We start from the raw sequence: 19,191 nt of genomic DNA on the forward strand, positions 1-19,191 counted from the left end.
GTATTTAACAATATTAAATCGAAAACTAAAAAACCCTTAAAGAAATAGTTAGACATAGGAGCGATTACAAAAGACTAATATAAAACTAAAAAAAGTTGTTAGCAATTAAAAAATGGAAAATAGACCCAATAATAGGGTCTATTTTTTATTGACTGATTGCCACCATTTTGCTAACCAAATATAAATATTTAGGTGGCAAAATGTAGTGTTATCATATGATTTAAACATATAATACATTTCTTACTATATTTTACACTATTTAATAGAAAATATAGAAGATTAAATATAAAGACTGTATTTAAGCCAATACTGAGACATTAATAGAGTTTTTTTAACAATGAAAACTTTAAATTTTAAACATTATGGTAAAAAATATAGTTATTTACCAAGAAAAATCAGTTGTGGTCGATAAAAATTTATGATAAAATAACTGACAGACATTAAAATTGCATTAATTTTTTTTTGAATGATAAATTGCAATTTTTTAAAAATAATAGTAAAATTATAAATAGTTATAAAGTACAGTCGGAATAGTCGCATTATTCGCTAAACTATTATTTCATGAAAATAATTTAGAAAGGAGGATTTATCAAGGATTATTATTCTTGATAATAATTAGTTATGAATGAAGAAACTAGAGTTTCCTTGGAAAGAGCAGATGTATTAAAGCATAAAATTGATGACTACATGCTTGCCAGAAAATCAATTTCAAGAGGTCTTGAACTTGAAGATGTAATTCAAGGTAGAAAAAAGAAAATATTAAATATATTAAATGGAACTGAAGAAGATTGGAATAACTATAAATGGCAACTTTCTAATAGAATAACTGATGTAGATACTTTGTCAAAGATCCTAGATTTGAGTGAAAAAGAGAAACAAAATATAAATGAGGTGGCTTCTAAATTTAGATGGGCTATTTCTCCATACTATTTAAGTCTAATAGATCCCAAAGATCCATATGATCCAATTAAATTATTATCGATTCCAATGAAAGTTGAATTGAATGATGATGAGAACGATCTAGATCCAATGAATGAGAAATATACAAATCCTGCGGGATGTATAACTAGAAGATATCCGGATAGACTAATAATAAATGTAACTAATGAGTGTGCAATGTATTGTAGACATTGTCAGAGAAGAAGAAATATTGGCCAAACTGATTCTCACAACTCTAAAGCAATGATACAAGAATCAATAGATTATATTAGAGAAAATGAAGAAATTAGAGATGTGCTTGTAACAGGTGGAGATTCGTTAACACTTAAAGATGATATGCTAGAGTGGATACTTAGTGAACTTAAAAGTATATCTCATGTAGATTATATACGTTTAGGAAGTAGAACATTAGTTACAATGCCGCAAAGAGTTACAGATGATCTATGCAATATGCTTAAAAAGTATCATCCAATATATATTAATACTCATTTCAACCATCCGATGGAGATAACAGAGGAATCTAAGAAAGCTTGTGAGAAATTAGCAAATGCAGGTGTTCCACTTGGTAATCAAGCAGTCTTATTAAATGGAATAAACAATGATAAATTTATTATGAAATGTCTAAATCATGAACTTCTAAAAATTAGAGTAAAGCCTTATTATATATTCCAAAGTAAGCATGTAAAAGGAACTAGACATTTTAATACTTCAGTTGATTCAGGTATAGAGATTATGGAATATCTAAGAGGATATACTTCAGGATTAGCTATTCCTACTTATATTATTAATGCTCCTAAAGGAGGAGGTAAAACTCCAATACTACCTCAATATTTAATTTCAAAAGGAACAGATTATTTAATGATGAGAACCTGGGAAGGTAATGTAGTAAAGATGGAGGATCATCCTGCAGTTGATATTAAAAAGGTAATAGATAAAAGTATAAAATAGTTTTAAAAATAATGTATAAGATAAGTAGATGCTAAATTGTAGCATCTACTTTTTTATATATTTTTTGTTTTGTTAATTGCATGCAAAATATAATAAAAAAAAATAATATTACATATATATGAATATACGATTATAAGAATAGAGGTGAGGAGTATAGATAATGAGCTGATTGTAAAATACAATGGAGATATAATGCGTCTTGAACAAGAATTAGGTGTAAGAGTTGAGATACTCAGTCAGTTATATGCAATAATAACATTTACAGACATTGAACAAGTCAATCAATTGCTTCTATACCCTGAAATAGAATATATAGAAAGACCTTTTACCCTGGGTCTACAGGATGTTCAAAGTTTTTCAAGTACGGGAATAACATCTTTTAAAAATAGAACAGGATTGACAGGAAGAGGAACTATATTAGGAATTATTGATTCTGGAATAGATTATACTCTTCCTATTTTTAGAACTGAAACAGGAGAATCTAAGATATTGTATTTCTGGGATCAATCATTACCAGGAAATCCACCTCCCGGATTTTATGAAGGTACTGTGTATAATAATGCTCAGATTAATGAATCTATAAACGGGACACCTACAATACCTATATCTACAACAAGCCTGCACGGTACGCATGTTTCTGGGATATCAGCTGGAATAGCTACTGATGCGAGCATTATATTTGTTAGAGTTGGATCTAGACAAACGGATGTATTTTCTAGAAGTACAGAATTTATGCGAGCAATAAAGTTTATTTTGGATAGAGCTTTAGAACTGAGAATGCCTGTAGCACTAAATATAAGTTACGGTACTAATGAGGGGTCTCATAGAGGACTATCTCTTTTTGAACAATATATAGACGATATGTGTTTATTTTGGAAAAATAATATAGTTGTTGCAGCTGGAAATAATGGAGACAAAGGAGGCCACGCTAGAATAAACCTAACAAATAATGTAGTTCAGGAAGTTGAGTTTGTAGTTGGAGAAAATGAAAGGATCTTAAATATTAATATATGGCCGCATTTTGTAGATACATTTAGAGTAGGATTGGTTACACCAGCTAATACAAGGACTAATTTTATATCAATTGAAGCAAGGGAGATAAACGTTAGAGTCCTAAATACAACTATAGAAGGATACTTTTATCCAATAGCTCCTTACTCTACAACACGTAGAGTATCTATTCAATTGAGGTCGGATTTTCAGATAGATCCAGGAATATGGAAATTGGTATTTGAGCCAGTGAATATAGTTGTTGGAAACGTTGATATATATCTACCTACTTCTGAAGGGTTAAGTGTAAATACTAGATTTTTAACCCCATCAAAAATACTAACAACCACAGTTCCAGGAACTGCATCAAGAGTAATAACCGTCGGAAGTTATAATTCTAGGACAGATCAAGTATCTGTTTTTTCTGGTGAGGGAGATGTAGAAGCAGGGATAATTAAACCTGATATGTTAGCTCCAGGTGAAGGTATAACATCATATTTACCAGGAGGGACTTTAGGAGCTCTTAGTGGAACTAGTATGGCGGCACCTCATGTCACTGGTGTCTGTTCTCTTCTTATGCAATGGGGAATATCAGATGGAAACGATCTTTTTATGTATTCACAAAGGCTTAAATCAATTTTAATCGAGCAGGCGAGAAGAGACACAAATACGAGATATCCTAATAATTCAAGTGGTTTTGGTAAATTGGATCTGTCAGGCCTATATATCACTAACACTGTATTTCAATCTGAATCAGAGGAATATTATTAATATAGAAAAAACAAATAAATAAAGAGTACACGATCTTATAAAATGGTGAAATTCTAAAGAAAGTTTAGAGGTTAAGATGGCTATTATGAATTTTAAAGATGAAAAAGCAAGTAGTAAGGAAATAAATAGGGATAAAAAGGGGTGCAAATAAATACTGGACTTATGAGACAAAACAGTGATCTGTACGATGTAACATATTTAATGTTAGGTGCTACATAAAATAGATATTTATGAATATCCAAATTATTCACAAGGATATGGTTTAGTTGAATTTAGAACTACAATCCAAAAAAAATCGGATAATTTATAGTAGTTTTGCCAAAACTAATACTAAATATTAAGTATTAGAGGTGAAAACATGTCAAATAAAAATCAAAGAACCTTAAAAGGTTTAAACAAAAAGATAATGAAAAGAAATGAAGAAGTTGGTACAGAGTCCACTGCAGCATGGCAAGATGTTGATAAATTAAGAGAAGAAACCAATGTTTCTGTACCATCACTTAAATCTGTAGAAGATGCTAAAGATTGGGTTGATAATGGAAGCAGGTTATAAATTATTAAATCAATATATATATTGTAAACACTTAGTTATAGAAATTATAATTAAGTGTTTTTTAACTTAAACACACAACTATCACATAACCAAAGTTATAAAAAGTCATTACAACAGGAAGCACCAATGTTAATAGTGGAGATGTTCCAAACTTATAAGGTTAATGAATACTATTAGTACTACATATAGAATTATTTTATAATTAATAAATAATTAACAAAGTTCTTGTTTTTTTTGATATAATACTTATGAGAATAGATAATTTCATATGGCAAGATGAATTTCCAATTTTCAGACCTAAAAAACATCCGTATCCCAAGCGGGTGTTTTTTTTGACTATATTAAATTATAGATAAAAATTTATTGCTTAAATACAATACTAATCAATTAAAAATTAAATTTATTTGATATATCTAGTATCATTTTCAAAGATACAAGATCAAAATTATTAAGATTATTATTTATTTTGCTTATTAATTCTATTTTTCTATCTCTGATGTACTGGGGTTCAGAATTATACTGATTGCCCTTTATATAATCTGTTCTATTTTCTGAAGCAAAGTTAATAAATCTATCTTCAGCTTTTTGATTTTGTATCAACTCTTCTATTAATATGCTATAAACAGAATCCTTTATAGACGTATTATTTATCTGGGAATGATCCATAGCTTTTTCTAACATATAATTTGCAAATAAATAATATTTAGGAATTTTATCTGTTTGTATAATATCTTCTGTAGAAATTTCTAGTGAACTTGCTATTTTTTTAATATCTTCTTTGCTTGGAATTATTTCGTTTCTTTCATATTTGCTAATTTTATTTATAGTTATAGATGATCTTTCAGATAATTGTCTTTGTGTTAACCTTTTTCCTTTTCTAATTTTTTGAATATTATCTCCTATGCTCATTTATGCCTCCTTATATTAGTCTATTTATTATTATCTTTTTACTTTTAATAAATATATAATAGAGTAAATAAACTAGTTAATCTATATTTATCGTTATAATAAATAACAGGATATATAAGTAGTTAAGCTTCCTATATTATTAATATTGTATAAATAAAAATATAATGTATATACTAATTATGCTTAAAGTTAGCACACAATCACAAAGAAATGTATAAAATTAAGATAATAATTAATGAGAAGTAAAAGTTACCAATAGCAATGTTTATGGGGTGAATAGCTATAAATTGGCTATATCAAAATACTTTGATCATGGAAGTAGACTTTAAGCATTTACTAAGTTAATAGATCATGCAGATATTTTATCATTGACTTAAAATTCTTTAATTGATATAATTTTATTAATTATTGCAAATAATGATAAAATAAATACTATGAAGAGAAGAGTAGATATAAGATAGATTTTTAGCGAGTTGAGGATGGTGCAAGCTCAATATGACATTTATATTGAAGAACATCTCGGAGTTTCTAATCGAAAACGAAAGTTAGTAGGCTTAGACGGTAGGTTCCGTTATAGACTTTTGAGCAAAGCTCACTAAGAGGCCATTATGGCAATTAGGGTGGTACCGCGAAATTATAGCTTTTCGTCCCTTTATTCAGGGATGAAGGGCTTTTTTTATTATTAAAATATTATTAATATTATTAGGAGGATGTAAAATGCAAAAAGATTTTATAACTATAAAAGATTTATTTAGAAACAAAGAACAGTATATAGGGAGAGATGTAACTGTAGCTGGTTGGATAAGAACTTCAAGAGGATCTAAAAATTTCGGGTTTATAGAACTAAATGATGGAAGTTTCTTTAAAAATATGCAAATAGTTTATGATGAAAAGCTTGAGAATTTTAAGGATGTATCAAAACTTGCTATCAGTTCAGCAATATTGGTTGAAGGAAAATTAGTTTCTACAGAAGGTGCAAAGCAACCTATGGAGATACAAGCAGACAAAGTAGTAGTAGAAGGCGAATCAGATAATTCTTACCCATTACAAAAGAAAAAACATACTTTTGAATATTTAAGAACGATAGCACATTTAAGACCTAGAAGTAATACTTTTTCCGCTGTATTTAGAGTAAGATCACTTGCTGCCTATGCTATACATAAATTTTTCCAAGAGAGAAACTTTGTATACGCACATTCACCAATCATAACGGGAAGTGATGCTGAAGGTGCTGGAGAAATGTTTAGAATTACAACATTAGATATGGATAATGTACCTAAGATTGATGATGGTAAAGTAGACTATACAGAAGATTTCTTCGGAAAAGAAGCTCATCTAACTGTAAGTGGACAATTAAATGCAGAAATAATGGCTTTAGCTTTCAGAAATGTATATACTTTTGGGCCAACTTTTAGAGCGGAAAATTCTTATACAGGTAGACATGCATCAGAATTCTGGATGATAGAACCAGAGATAGTATTTGCAGACTTAGAAGATAATATGGACCTTGCAGAAGACATGATAAAATACATTATAAGTTATGTACTTGAAAATGCACCAGAGGAAATGGAATTCTTCAACCAATTTATTGATAAAGGATTGCTTGAGAGACTTAATAATATTGTTAACTCTGAATTCACTAGAATAACTTATACGAAAGCAGTTGAGTTGCTTATAGAATCAGGCCATAAATTTGAGTATCCAGTTGAGTGGGGCTGCGACTTACAAACTGAGCACGAGAGATATATTACTGAACAAATATATAATGCACCAGTATTTGTAACTGACTATCCTAAAGATATAAAAGCATTCTATATGAGAATGAATGAAGATGGAAAAACAGTAAGAGCGATGGACTTATTAGTTCCAGGAGTTGGTGAAATAGTTGGGGGGTCTCAAAGAGAAGAAAGAGAAGATGTGCTACTAGCAAAAATAAATGAAATGGGCCTAAATAAGGAAGATTATTGGTGGTATCTAGAACTTAGAAAATACGGTACTGCCACTCACTCTGGATTTGGTCTTGGGTTTGAGAGAATAATTATGTATATGACTGGTATGAGCAATATCAGAGACGTAATACCATTCCCAAGAACACCTAAAAACGCTGAATTCTAAGGGTTGTAGTAATTTTGTTAAAATATAAAAAACAATAAATATAGTAATTTGCCTACGGTTTGCCTACGGAGATATTAACTCGTAGGCAAATTACATTTTATAAAGTTTCAAAAATATCAGCTACCTTTCTAGCGGAGTCATCTGAAGAGTGAGCATAAGTATCTAGTGTTACACTTATATTTGCATGTCCTAATCTTACTTGGACTTCTTTAGGGTTAACTCCATTTTGTATTAATTTAGTTGCATGCGTATGTCTAAGCATATGAAATGTAAAATCAAAGCCGAGATCTTTTTTAGTTGCTCTTGTAAGGTAATCAAAATTACGTAGTTTTGCATGTGTACTATTTTCACTAGTACATACTAAATTAGGAATAATAAATCCGTTATCTTTATAATGTTTACCATATTTTAGTTTCATCTCCTTTTGATACTTTTTATGTTTCTTCAATAAATTTACTAAAGTATCACCTATTGTAAAGGTCTATATCATCCCACGTAAGAGCACAAACTTCTCCACCCCTCATTCCAGTATAAAAACCTATTAATAATAAAGGTATATAATAAAGAGTACCTTGTGGAAATATCTCAATTAATAAATCAAATCGTTCATTTGTAATCGTTTTAATCTCTTTTTTTATATTTTCATATTTAGGCAATTTAATATATCTATAAGGATTTTCTTTTATTATTTCAAGTGGATAGACTGCGTACTCTGGAGAAGAACGTATAACAATACACATAGAAGAAAGATAGTTCTTACTGTAGCCTTTTTTAAACATATCATTAATGAAACTTTGAACCATGGCAGGTGTTATATTCTTTAACTTGTATTTACCTAGTAATGGTTTAAGATGTCTATCTATAGTACCATTATAAGACTTTTTTGTATTAGTTTTACAGTTTATCTCAACATAATTCTTATACCAATAATCTAAATAACTTGCAAAACTCATATCAGTTTCATCAATATATTTCCCCTTATTTTCATATTCATTTAAAGCTTGGCGTAGAGATTTTTCGGCTTCTTTTTTAGTAGTTCCCCCAACTCGTTCAATTCGTTTTCTTTTGCCATCAACAGATCCTACTTCGAAACTGTAATACCATTTGTTACCACGTTTTCGTATATATCCTTGCATTTTATTTATCACCTTCTTAAATTATTTTTTCGTTGATATCTAATTCTCTTTTTAACTCTTCTACTAAACCCACATGTATAATACCACTTCATACGATAATGTAACTATATATTAATGTGTATTAATATACGTGTCAATATTTATGTACAAAAAGAGCACTGCAAAAGCAATGCTCTTAATAGTTTTATTTATTTGTACTTATAGCTTATATAATCAATATTAGTTTTAGTCATTCAAATGTTCAACAGCATATGCAGCTTCTTCAGCAGTGAATTTTTCTCCGTGTTCTGATTTTAACTGGTCTTCAATCGCAGCAGGTGACATTGCCATGTCGTCTTGGTATACTTTTGCCTTCTCTAAAGCATTCTTATTCCAGTCAGCATTGATATTGTCCATTGCGTATTGTGCAGCTTCTTCAGAAAATTTTTCTCCGTGCTCAGAAGTTAGTTGATCATATATACCAGATTTTGACATATACATGGTATCTGAATAAATTTCTGCTTTTTTAAGTGCTGATGTGTATTCAGCGGGAACTTTACTATCAGATTGTTTTATACTTTCGTCATTGTTGTTAGTTGTTTCTTTTGTGGTATTGCTTGAATTAACAGTCGTTGTAGTTTCGCTACTATCACCTAAATTAGCCCCGATACTACCAACTATAATTACTGTTAGTATAATAAACCATGCACGCTTATAAATTGGTTTCTTATTTTTTGCCCCGCAATTTGGACATGATTTAGCATTGCTTGCTATTTGGTTACTACATGTTTTACATTGTTTCATTTTCATAATAATACCCTCCATAATAATTGTTCGATATAAGGATAACATAGCTTTTAGGATATTTATGTCGAATATTGTCATGAAATAAAAATAGACTCTGAATTTTAAGAGCCTATTGTATAATGTTAAAATTATATAATTTTAATTTAATAATTATTTGTATCTCCGTATAATTGACGATAAGTTTAATTTAATCTACTGTTGTTCTTTCTTAATTTAGCTTTCTTGCTTTAAAACTATTTCTCACTCCAGGAATTAAGGTAGTAGCGATTAATGTTACAATCATTATATCCAAAATATATAGTTTCTATAGAACGGTTTGTTATTATACATATATTCAATCCTCCTATATTTTTTTTAATAATTATAGGAGAATTGAATATATGTAAAAAAGATTTTAGTGCGAATAAATGTTTGGTTCCTATAAGGATCTTTATGTTAGAATAATGTATTACCGAGTAGGCATTAAAAATAAGAATTACATATTAAGGAAGGAAAAATAAATTAAAAAAAATTTGCCACCAATAATTTATTAAATCTATATAACACTATAGGAGCACAGTAGGATACTATAGAGTACTTTGTGGTTCGTTACTGTGTATTTATTTTTTAAATATGGCACATAAATTGGCTTTGCACGAGTTTGAAATTATTGGGATTACTAGAAATAATATTATTAAAGATAAATGATACACGCGCGGGTACATAAAAAATGGAGGGATTCGATTGAAGGAAAGGGTAAAAATTTTAATTGATGAAATAGAAGATATAAGATTTTTGGGGATTCTATGTCGTATGATAGAGAAACGTTTAGGTAAATGTTAGTAATAAGTTTGCATAAGAAAAACTTATTTGGTACAATATAATTGTATGAGACAAAGTTTCATTTCTCTAGTTAATAGTCTGAGATTATTAATTAGGAAGGAGTGGGATATTGAAATCCGAGATATTAAGTTTATTAGATAACACAGAGGATATCAAAATACTAAATATAGTATACATGATATTAAAGACTAATAAACATAAACAAAAACATAATTTAATATGTAAATAAAAAAATAGCTAGAGCAAGAAAAGGATTAGAGAAGTTTCCTGATAATGTTACTATGTTTGTAGGCTATGACTTTAAGGAGACTTATAGAAAAGTGGTTGAGTGGTTGGAAAATTGAAAATTGATATAGGTAATGGGGTAGCTTAATTGCTACCCCATTTTTTTATTTATTATTAATTGTGTTTTTTTTTGAATTACTTCTAAATATATTAATAATTTTTTCTACAATGCTACATATTACTATAAAAATAATAATTCCTAATATTAAATTTACTATGTTTTTCTCAATCTTTATAACGTCGAAAATGAACACTGCATAAAAATAACCAATCACGAGTTTAAGTATAAGTATATAGTCGAATTTATTATATTTTGACATACATCCTCCTTTAGTTTGAGACTTCTATATATCCATTATTTGGTTTCGGGTCTATAGAATCTATGTACTTCGCTATACGAAGACCAAAATCATAGTCAATATATTCTATTGCTATCCCTGCTGCTACTGGTGCGTATTTAACTAATTTCTTAGCACCCATAGATTTTAATCTTCTAGCTAAAGTTTGTGTCATCATTTTCTTTACAACAGCTTTACCTTTTTTCTTAATTAAACCTTTAATTGCAGCTGTTTTCCCTATGGATAAAAAAATTGCTACATTGAATGCTTTACCTGCAGTTTTTACTTTAGATACTCTTATAATTAGTTTATTAGAATATAATTTTTCAGGATTTACTAAACTACTAAAGTCTATTCCAGGATCTGCACCAAGTATTTCATTTACAATTTCGCTATCAGGGACATATTCTTCCGGAATATTGTATGATTCTTCATAATTATCAACTGCTATATTATTTACTATTTCATTACCAAATTCTTCTATTACATCATAACTTGCTGATTCATTCTCTACAATTAAATCTGGATTATAGTATTCGGGCTGTCCAAAACTATTAATATTTGATGAAGTTTCAATTTTAATTCTAGTATCACTGATTTTAGTAAGTCTATTATATTCAGTAGATCCGCTTGCAGTAGTTCTTTGTATAATTACAATGTTATTTTTTTTGTCTACACTTTTAGTTTTCCAGCTTGAGTCATCATAATCAGAATAAATAGGTTCATCGTTTCTAAAAATCATTAATGATTCGGGGTCTATTATTAATTGCTTACTTTCATCACTTTCAGATTTCCAGATACCAAACATATCACCATAAACAGGATATGGAGCTAAGCAATTTTCTATTACTTCATTAGTTAAATTACCACATGCAATAACCTTCCCAGCGACATATAAAGATCCCTTATCATTACTTTCAGAGACTAAGGCGAAAAGTGAGTCTTTTGATATTATTGTTGATACTAATGCATTAGTAAGATTGTACCCATCTGCAACATAAAATTTTAAAGCCCCGTCTGTAACCATCTGACTATAAGCTTCTTCATCTAAGAAAGTATTAATTACCTCCTGGTTTGTTTCAAATCGATCATTACCAGAAATTCTGGTTGCTCCCTTGTTAGTTACTATATCTTCACTCATTGAATTTGCCCCACCTATAACATAGCACGTCTTGTTCGATGTTGAATAATTTGTACTAGTACCATTTGTTAATATTATTGGAGCGCTATATTTACATGCAATTGGAGATATACTTATAGCATCAGGTTCACCTTTAAAACCATTTAATAGGAAAACATAATTTGAATTTGTATATTTCTTTATTTCGTTAGCCACATTTATACTTGTTTCAATTCTATCTCCGCCTTGAATTCTAGTTATTGTTATTCCTTTTGATTTTAAGGTACTTTCTATACCAGAACTTACAGAGTTAGTTCCACCAATAATGTAAACTTTATTTACTCCAGAGGATAACCTTTTCATTGTTACAGTCGGTATACTATCTTTTTTAGTAAGCAATATAGGCGAATTTGTTGCACCAGACAAGCCGCTCGCACTTAATCCATCTGCTACAGAATTATCTAAATTGACTAGTATCGCAGAATTATAACTTTGCTTATCTGCTATTAATGCAGCTGTCTCGTAATTATCGGACCCCTGCAATCGTTCTAATGCAGGTTTTTTAAAATACGCAAAACTAGGTGTTACTGTACTCATAAAAAACGTACCCACAAGCATAAATGCTATAGTTTTTTTAAATTTCATAATATAGTCTCATCCTTTTAATTATGTATAGAATATTATTAAATATTAGTTCAATTATAATCACCGGTGTACACTTTGCTTTTCATAATATATTATGAATTTCATTTGATATCGTTTATAAAATAACATAATTTACACTTTTAATATATAATTTTTACAAAATTGGTCAAATTTCTAACATAACTGGGAACTAGCATTAAATAATTTGAATTATCTCATTAAATATATTTTTCTTAATAAATAAATAGCTTAAATTAAACAATCATTGACCATACTAGTATATGAGGTGATTATATGGATATATTCGACGAAAAAGGAATAAAACCAATGTTAATAGCAGAGATGCAAGAAGCGTTTGACTCCGATGATTATATATTTGAATTAAAACTAGATGGAATAAGATGTATAGCGTATTTAGATAAAGATTCAACAGATTTAAGAAATAAAAGGGATTTTAAACTGATACCAAGGTTTCCAGAACTAGAGTATCTACATAAGTATGTAAATGAAAAGTGTATACTTGATGGTGAACTAATCGCAATGAATAATGGGGTACCTGACTTCTACGAGTTACAAAGAAGGTCTTTATTAAGCGATCCTTTCAAAATGCAACTATCAGCTAAGAAATATCCAGTATCTTTTATAGCATACGATATTATATATTATAAAGATGATTTAGTAACAGATTTACCTTTGTTAGAACGTAAGAAGTTATTAGACAAGACTGTTAAAGAAATGGATAGATTTGCAATATCTAGATACATCGAAAACAAAGGTAAAGCATTATATCAAGTTGCAGAGAGTCAAATGCTAGAAGGTATAGTTGCTAAAGATAAAAAGAGTATAAAAATTAACAGCAAGCCATACAAATGTACTTTCTAATTTAACAATTGCAAAGATCTTATTACTATATTATAATAAAAAGCAGATTATTTATATTACGGTATCAACGTTCATTATATATTTGAAATACTTATTGGTATCGAATCAATCAATTTTTAAATGGAAGGAAGGTGATGATTGGTTAATTCTTCCACATTCTTAAATGAATTGCTGGTTTTCCTAACCTTAAAATATGAAAAAACTTAAACTGAATTGGAATTTATGAACGGAAGGACTTCTTTTTGTCATTACCGTTATTTTTATTTATAAAGTTGTTGCTAATTTACAACCGATTATAGAAAATATAGGGAGCTTTTTAGGTGTTATTTCTCCATTTATTATGGGAATTATTATCGCTTATTTTTTGAATGTTCCTTGTAATCTGGTAGAAAAGCAAATTTCAAAAGTAAAATACCCATTTATAGTAAAACGAGCACGGATTATTAGTGTACTAGCAATATATTTAGGTGCAATTCTTATAATTATGCTTATTTTCAGTTATGTTTTTCCGATTATAATAAAAAATATTTTAGAAATTGCTAGTGATATTCCTTTTTACCACTATGATATTATTCAGTGGGTTGGAAATTTAGATGTAAGTAGTTTTAAAGGTTTTTTTGATTTAAAGGCTACTTTGGAATCTTTCCTTAGTACATACTCAGTGCAAGACATTCTTACTCATATTGCTACAGGAATTGGTTCTATTAGTGGATATGCATTGGGGATGACATCAAGTGTTGTTAATCTTTTTTTAAGTATTATTATTTCTATATATACATTATTATATAAAGAACTATTAATAGCGACAATAGATAGAATTGTAAAATTGTTTATAAAAAAGCGCTCACTTGAAATTATTAAATCGTATCTCTATCAAACAAATGAGATTTTTTACAAATTTATTTTTACACAATTTTTGGATGCGTTTATTTTAGGAGTACTGGCTACAATCATATTAGCATTAATAGGTGTCAAATATGCCGTGACATTAGGTATTTTATTAGGTATATGTAATATGATTCCTTATTTTGGCGCCATGTTTGCTTCTATTGCAACGGTAATTATTACCTTATTAACAGGTGGAGCAACCCTTGCGATTATAACTGGAATTTATTTATTAATTTTACAGCAAATTGATGGAAATATTATTGGACCAAGATTAATGGGAGGCGCTCTGAATATGAATCCAATTTTGATTATTCTTTCTATCACTATTGGAGGAGCTTATTTCGGAGTTATAGGTATGTTTTTATCTATTCCTATTGCAGCGATGCTAAAAATTATATTTAATAACTTTATCGAAATGCGTGAGAAAAAAATATTTACTGATGAAGGTAGAAATAAATAAATACAAATAAACATTTTTAAGAAATAGGGCTAGATTAACAAACTAGTTCTTTTTTTATGCTTAAAATCACCATACATTGATTTTACTACTTATAAGACGGTGATATTATGGATAAATTCGATGAAAAAGGAATCAAACCAATTTTAAAATTTCTACACTCTTTCTATTATTTTTAAAAATATGTTAATATTTTTGTCATATAGGACGATTATTATAATGTAAGATAATACACTTACAAATTTTGGCAAGGATGCCTATATAAACTAAGGAGAGTAATAATATGAGAATTAACAACAATGTAAATGCTTTAATAGCAAACAACCAAATGAACAAAAATACAGCTTTACAAAGTAGATCAATGGAGAAATTATCTTCAGGATTAAGAATCAAAAGAGCGGCAGACGATTCAGCTGGACTAGCTATATCTGAAAAGATGAGAAATCAAATTAAAGGATTAAACCAAGCTGGATTAAACGTACAAGATGGTATTTCTGTTGTACAAACTGCTGAGGGTGCATTAGAAGAAACAGGTAATATTCTAAAAAGAATGTCTCAATTATCTGTTCAATCAGCTAATGAAACAAACACAAAGGATGAAAGAGAGAAAATAGCAAACGAGTTAACTCAATTAAATGATGAATTAACTAGAATGTCTAAAACTACTGAGTTCAATGGTAAGCAGTTATTAGACGGCTCTAATACTCAATTAAGCTTACAAGTAGGTTCTGATGGTTCTTCTAATAACCAAATCAACGTAACTTTAGTAAACACTGCTGATATAATGGCTAGTGCTGGAATAACTTCAACTAATATAGCATCTATGAAAACTGGTGATTCAGCTGGAACTACTGCTGCAAGAACTATGATGTCAAACATAGACGCTGCTCTTGCTAAAGTAAACTCTGCAAGATCAACATTAGGTGCACAACAAAATAGACTTGAATCAACTTCAGCTAATTTATCTAACACAGTAGAAAATATAACTGCTGCTGAATCAAGAATAAGAGATACAGATGTTGCAAGCGAAATGGTTCAATTATCTAAATTAAACATATTAGCTCAAGCATCTCAATCAATGTTAGCTCAAGCTAACCAACAACCACAAAGTATATTACAATTAATGCAATAATTTACTTTATAAAGAGTGGAGTTTTCTCTACTCTTTATTTTTTTGTCTCTAGTTATAAGAATTTAACATTTTATTTCATATTTATAATTTCTTCTTTTCCATATTCAAGTCTAATATACCTTAATTTAACCCTTAATTATAATTTCCTTTAATATATTCCAGAATCTCCTTGTTTATTATTTAAGAATTATATAATATTTTTAAGCTATTACCTATATAGCAGTATTCATTCAATTTTATATTCGTTGAAAATTACAATCATTAAGATAGTTAAAAATAATCTTAATGATTGTAATTTTTATTTGTAGAAAATGTATTTACAAAAATTTGGTAGTATGCTAATATCAAAAAGCTGTAATTAAATTTTTATTAAAATAAGAGGTATTAAATGAAAAAATTAGGTAAATTTGGGATAGGCGTTATAGTATCTGCCGTTTTATTTTCTGGGGGAACAGTCTTAGCATTACAATCTTCTATTGATTGGAATTCGATCATTACCAGTACTGAAAATATAGTAAATGATCTAGCTAGTCGTTTAAAAAAAAGCAAGGGTGATAATGAGACGTTAGAGAAAAAAACGAGTCAATTACAAAAAGATAAAGATCAATTAGTGTTTGATAAAACAGAACTAGAGACCAAAAAACAACAATTAGAAAATGAGATAAACTCATTACGACAAGGAAGCCAATCATCAAAAGAAGAGGTTAAAAGTTTAAAACAACAGTTATCTGATAAACAAAATGAGATTCAACAGAAAATTAATGAGATAACTGAGAAAACAAAAGAGATCTCTGAAAAGGCGAATGAAGTAAGTAAAGCAAAAGCTGAAACAGATCAATATAAATCAGAGTCAGAAAAAGCTAAATCTGAATTGAATAGTATTAAGGCTAGATTAAAACAAATGGAAGAAAATACTAAGAATGTTTACGAGGATGCTATCAAATAGCACTTTTCATTTATTATTAATATAACGAAAGTAACGGTACAGCAGATTAGTACATAATAAATTTATCGTGTGATATCTTAGCAGGTTTTTATTGCATAATAATAAGGTACAATTAATATATTATAATAACACTGAAATAATATCGGCTTATGTCTATTCTTTCGGTGTTTAATACTTTTAATTTCCTATTTACCATAAACACCTTTGAAAGGCATATCTGAAAGGTGTTTTTGGTATTAAATTAAAAGAATTGTAAATAATATTTATACTGGTTTATTGATTCACTTCTTGTGATCCTCCTTTCATATATTATTTTTTACTTAGCATCTACAATAGTAGGTGCTTTTTTATTGCAATAATTCAAAATTAAGATGGACAAGAAAGAAAGGGTTATTATTCATAAATAAATTGATAAAGCCATTACTTGTTCTGAGGTTTATTTGCTTTTAAGTTTAAAGAAAAAATCGAGGGATTTACCCTCGATTAATATATCTAATATTGTTTGCTCTTTACATTTTTATTAATAATATCTTCAATTGTATTATTTCATATATTAAAACACCAATTTTTCACACTATGTAGTAAAAATATTTTCCATGACATTTTTAAATAGATAAATTCAATAATTAGAGCTATTATAATTAGATATTAACTTTATATAGAGAATGATTTCTAATTTTTTAAGTTAAAAAATTAACTAATAACTTTACATAATTACTCAGACTTAAACCGAATCATTTTATATTACTCTTTAATTCTAATTTTCTAATTTATTTTTACACCTTTAGGCAACTTCAGTCGCTTGTTTCTTAAATACCATGCTTCCTACCAATCCGGCAATAGTGCCTCCTATAATAGCAAGACCAATTGCTGCCAATACTTTAATAGGGTGGTTAAAAGCAAAAGGAGCCAGGAGGCCTGGTATAGGTGAAGCAGTTCCGGGGGCATTGTTTATAATATGAAGAGATGCAGCAGCAATTCCTGCAAATCCACCTCCAAAGAAATTGGAGCAATAAATAGGTATTGGATTGGATGTAACAATATCTGCTTGTGTTAAAGGTTCCAACATAACTGCTATTACATTACTTTTATCTCCTAATTTTAATCGATAAAAAATAATACCATTAGTAAAAGATCCACCAACGCACGCTATCGCCGCGATACCCATTGGTAATCCTGTAAGTCCCAGCATTGCAGTCAGCGCCATGGAACTTAAAGGGGATGTACATATCATTTTAATGATTCCTCCAAGAAATAACCCCATTATAATAGGGGACTGTTCTGTGGCAATTGTGATTGTTGTCCCAATCTGTGACATTACCATATTTACTCCTGGATCAACAAGAATTACAATTGCTCTCGCTATTGGAGCAATGAGAAGAGCACCGCCAATGATGTCGACACCTGTTGGCAGTTTTTTTTCGATTAGAGGAGCTAAAAATCCTACCACGTATCCAGCTATGAATCCAGGGAGAATTCCATACCCACCTACAGCAACTCCCGCCACTACAGATAAGACAGGGTTAGCACCCATTGAAATAGGGACTAAAATGGCAGCTGCCACACCTCCTAAACTACCAGAGGTCTCCCCTAATATTTGGAAAAATTTAATACCAAGTAAATCTCCTGAAATGTATCTATGAATCGCCTCAACTAAAAAAGTGGCAACGGCAGCGTTGGCCATTCCAGACATAGCTAGTTGCCCTTTTGGCATTTTCAAACTAAAAAGAGAAAAAGCTGATAAAGCTATTAATAATAACGATATTCCTAAAATAATAGTTAACATAAATATCTACCTTTCTTACATATTTTTCAAGGAGATATATAAAATGATTTACGCCCCATTGGTAATAGGGAGAACGTTTGAAATAGTAAAAAATAATAAAATTATTAAGCTGAAAATCAGCAGATATCTATACCTTAAGGTATCTGCATTGATTTACTCTATATATTAAATTAAATTATAACATTTATTATGTTAAAATTTACATATTTTAGATAAAAAAATATCGCAAATAATTACATAATAATATTTTTAATTCAGCATAGTTTATTTATTAATAATAATTTTATTTTTTTAAAATAAAAATTATAATAATCTTATAGAAAATATAAATTACATTCTACTTTAGCTAAAAATATATATGTACAAATATTATATTTTTAATAAGGTAGTAGCCATTTGATCGATTTATTTGCTTTCATTTACTATATCTTCAATTGTATTTTCATTTATATAAAAAAATTAGTTTTCTGAAAATCTAGGTGAAAGATATACTCTAATTTGATATTTTAATTAATTCATATTATCTATAAAGGCTTGATAGGGTTAGATAACAATAAGGTTATAAGTTCTTACTATATTCTTTAATTTTATCCATAACTCTATCAGCCTCATCACCTAATAATGGAGTAGGTTGGTAGTTATTTCTGTTTTTAGATGACGATATTGAGCATGGAATAATATTTGGTTTTTCTGAACCTATTAATTTTCCATCTTCAAAATTAAAAGTTTGTTGGTATATCATT

The 19,191-nt window shown here is 28.9% G+C and carries 15 protein-coding genes, 1 pseudogene and 1 other annotated feature; of the genes and pseudogenes, 8 read left to right on the top strand and 8 right to left on the bottom strand.

Annotation, left to right across the window (positions count from 1 at the left end; translation table 11 throughout):
- Positions 1-621 precede the first annotated feature (621 nt).
- The 3 genes from eam to KQI18_RS08295 all read left to right on the top strand — a co-directional run bounded on the left by eam (position 622) and on the right by KQI18_RS08295 (position 4,201).
- The gene (gene eam, locus KQI18_RS08285) at positions 622-1,887 is read left to right on the top strand and encodes a glutamate 2,3-aminomutase (RefSeq protein WP_216467310.1); all 1,266 of its coding nucleotides are present in this window, start codon (positions 622-624) and stop codon (positions 1,885-1,887) included.
- 144 nt (positions 1,888-2,031) lie between these two features.
- Positions 2,032-3,648, top strand: a complete 1,617-nt coding sequence (locus KQI18_RS08290; RefSeq protein WP_216467311.1) for a S8 family serine peptidase — start codon at positions 2,032-2,034, stop codon at positions 3,646-3,648.
- A gap of 358 nt (positions 3,649-4,006) precedes the next feature.
- Positions 4,007-4,201: a CDIF630_02480 family spore surface protein gene (locus KQI18_RS08295; protein WP_216467312.1), complete on the top strand. Its 195-nt coding sequence runs from the start codon at positions 4,007-4,009 to the stop codon at positions 4,199-4,201.
- A 387-nt stretch (positions 4,202-4,588) separates the two neighbouring features.
- On the opposite strand, the gene KQI18_RS08300 is transcribed toward KQI18_RS08295, so the two are convergent.
- Entirely contained in the window at positions 4,589-5,110 is a 522-nt protein-coding gene (locus KQI18_RS08300) for a helix-turn-helix domain-containing protein (protein WP_216467313.1), read from the bottom strand.
- 425 nt (positions 5,111-5,535) lie between these two features.
- Positions 5,536-5,765: a binding site (T-box leader), on the top strand.
- Positions 5,766-5,827: 62 nt separating this feature from the next.
- Here KQI18_RS08300 and asnS point away from each other — a divergent pair.
- Positions 5,828-7,225, top strand: a complete 1,398-nt coding sequence (gene asnS, locus KQI18_RS08305; protein WP_216467314.1) for an asparagine--tRNA ligase — start codon at positions 5,828-5,830, stop codon at positions 7,223-7,225.
- Between the two features lie 97 nt (positions 7,226-7,322).
- On the opposite strand, the gene KQI18_RS14180 is transcribed toward asnS, so the two are convergent.
- The 5 genes from KQI18_RS14180 to KQI18_RS08325 all read right to left on the bottom strand — a co-directional run bounded on the left by KQI18_RS14180 (position 7,323) and on the right by KQI18_RS08325 (position 12,357).
- The gene (locus KQI18_RS14180; RefSeq protein ID WP_236887696.1) at positions 7,323-7,643 is read right to left on the bottom strand and encodes a tyrosine-type recombinase/integrase; all 321 of its coding nucleotides are present in this window, start codon (positions 7,641-7,643) and stop codon (positions 7,323-7,325) included.
- A 46-nt stretch (positions 7,644-7,689) separates the two neighbouring features.
- Positions 7,690-8,361 carry a tyrosine-type recombinase/integrase gene (locus KQI18_RS14185; RefSeq protein ID WP_236887697.1) on the bottom strand — a complete coding sequence of 224 codons (672 nt, stop codon included), beginning with the start codon at positions 8,359-8,361 and terminating at the stop codon, positions 7,690-7,692.
- Positions 8,362-8,586: 225 nt separating this feature from the next.
- On the bottom strand, positions 8,587-9,150 hold the full coding sequence (locus KQI18_RS08315) for an Ltp family lipoprotein (protein WP_236887698.1): 564 nt from the start codon (positions 9,148-9,150) through the stop codon (positions 8,587-8,589).
- Positions 9,151-10,358: 1,208 nt separating this feature from the next.
- On the bottom strand, positions 10,359-10,574 hold the full coding sequence (locus KQI18_RS08320; RefSeq protein ID WP_216467315.1) for a hypothetical protein: 216 nt from the start codon (positions 10,572-10,574) through the stop codon (positions 10,359-10,361).
- A 10-nt stretch (positions 10,575-10,584) separates the two neighbouring features.
- Positions 10,585-12,357 carry a cell wall-binding repeat-containing protein gene (locus KQI18_RS08325; protein ID WP_216467316.1) on the bottom strand — a complete coding sequence of 591 codons (1,773 nt, stop codon included), beginning with the start codon at positions 12,355-12,357 and terminating at the stop codon, positions 10,585-10,587.
- 294 nt (positions 12,358-12,651) lie between these two features.
- Here KQI18_RS08325 and KQI18_RS08330 point away from each other — a divergent pair, with 294 nt between their 5' ends.
- The 4 genes from KQI18_RS08330 (at position 12,652) to KQI18_RS08345 (ending at position 16,662) form a co-directional block, all read left to right on the top strand.
- Positions 12,652-13,239 (top strand): RNA ligase family protein, encoded by a 588-nt coding sequence (locus tag KQI18_RS08330; protein WP_216467317.1) that lies wholly within the window; start codon positions 12,652-12,654, stop codon positions 13,237-13,239.
- A 304-nt stretch (positions 13,240-13,543) separates the two neighbouring features.
- Complete coding sequence (locus KQI18_RS08335) at positions 13,544-14,587, top strand: AI-2E family transporter (RefSeq protein WP_330654387.1); 1,044 nt, start codon at positions 13,544-13,546, stop codon at positions 14,585-14,587.
- 280 nt (positions 14,588-14,867) lie between these two features.
- On the top strand, positions 14,868-15,716 hold the full coding sequence (locus KQI18_RS08340; protein ID WP_216467319.1) for a flagellin: 849 nt from the start codon (positions 14,868-14,870) through the stop codon (positions 15,714-15,716).
- Between the two features lie 388 nt (positions 15,717-16,104).
- Entirely contained in the window at positions 16,105-16,662 is a 558-nt protein-coding gene (locus KQI18_RS08345; protein WP_216467320.1) for a hypothetical protein, read from the top strand.
- A 784-nt stretch (positions 16,663-17,446) separates the two neighbouring features.
- On the opposite strand, the gene KQI18_RS08350 is transcribed toward KQI18_RS08345, so the two are convergent.
- Positions 17,447-18,376, bottom strand: a complete 930-nt coding sequence (locus tag KQI18_RS08350; RefSeq protein WP_330648048.1) for a PTS sugar transporter subunit IIC — start codon at positions 18,374-18,376, stop codon at positions 17,447-17,449.
- Between the two features lie 631 nt (positions 18,377-19,007).
- Positions 19,008-19,191 (bottom strand): annotated as a pseudogene (locus tag KQI18_RS08355) (CapA family protein); the annotation flags it as partial.

The sequence above is a fragment of the Metaclostridioides mangenotii genome, assembly GCF_018917235.1.
Lineage (GTDB): Bacteria > Bacillota > Clostridia > Peptostreptococcales > Peptostreptococcaceae > Metaclostridioides.

What these genes read in the sequence shown, in the direction of transcription:
- eam (WP_216467310.1), top strand. Translation starts at nt 622, where the DNA reads ATGAATGAAGAAACTAGAGTTTCCTTGGAAAGAGCAGATGTATTAAAG.
- KQI18_RS08295 (WP_216467312.1), top strand. Translation starts at nt 4,007, where the DNA reads ATGTCAAATAAAAATCAAAGAACCTTAAAAGGTTTAAACAAAAAGATA.
- KQI18_RS08300 (WP_216467313.1), bottom strand. Translation starts at nt 5,110, where the DNA reads ATGAGCATAGGAGATAATATTCAAAAAATTAGAAAAGGAAAAAGGTTA.
- asnS (WP_216467314.1), top strand. Translation starts at nt 5,828, where the DNA reads ATGCAAAAAGATTTTATAACTATAAAAGATTTATTTAGAAACAAAGAA.
- KQI18_RS14180 (WP_236887696.1), bottom strand. Translation starts at nt 7,643, where the DNA reads ATGAAACTAAAATATGGTAAACATTATAAAGATAACGGATTTATTATT.
- KQI18_RS14185 (WP_236887697.1), bottom strand. Translation starts at nt 8,361, where the DNA reads ATGCAAGGATATATACGAAAACGTGGTAACAAATGGTATTACAGTTTC.
- KQI18_RS08315 (WP_236887698.1), bottom strand. Translation starts at nt 9,150, where the DNA reads ATGAAAATGAAACAATGTAAAACATGTAGTAACCAAATAGCAAGCAAT.
- KQI18_RS08320 (WP_216467315.1), bottom strand. Translation starts at nt 10,574, where the DNA reads ATGTCAAAATATAATAAATTCGACTATATACTTATACTTAAACTCGTG.
- KQI18_RS08325 (WP_216467316.1), bottom strand. Translation starts at nt 12,357, where the DNA reads ATGAAATTTAAAAAAACTATAGCATTTATGCTTGTGGGTACGTTTTTT.
- KQI18_RS08330 (WP_216467317.1), top strand. Translation starts at nt 12,652, where the DNA reads ATGGATATATTCGACGAAAAAGGAATAAAACCAATGTTAATAGCAGAG.
- KQI18_RS08340 (WP_216467319.1), top strand. Translation starts at nt 14,868, where the DNA reads ATGAGAATTAACAACAATGTAAATGCTTTAATAGCAAACAACCAAATG.
- KQI18_RS08345 (WP_216467320.1), top strand. Translation starts at nt 16,105, where the DNA reads ATGAAAAAATTAGGTAAATTTGGGATAGGCGTTATAGTATCTGCCGTT.
- KQI18_RS08350 (WP_330648048.1), bottom strand. Translation starts at nt 18,376, where the DNA reads ATGCCAAAAGGGCAACTAGCTATGTCTGGAATGGCCAACGCTGCCGTT.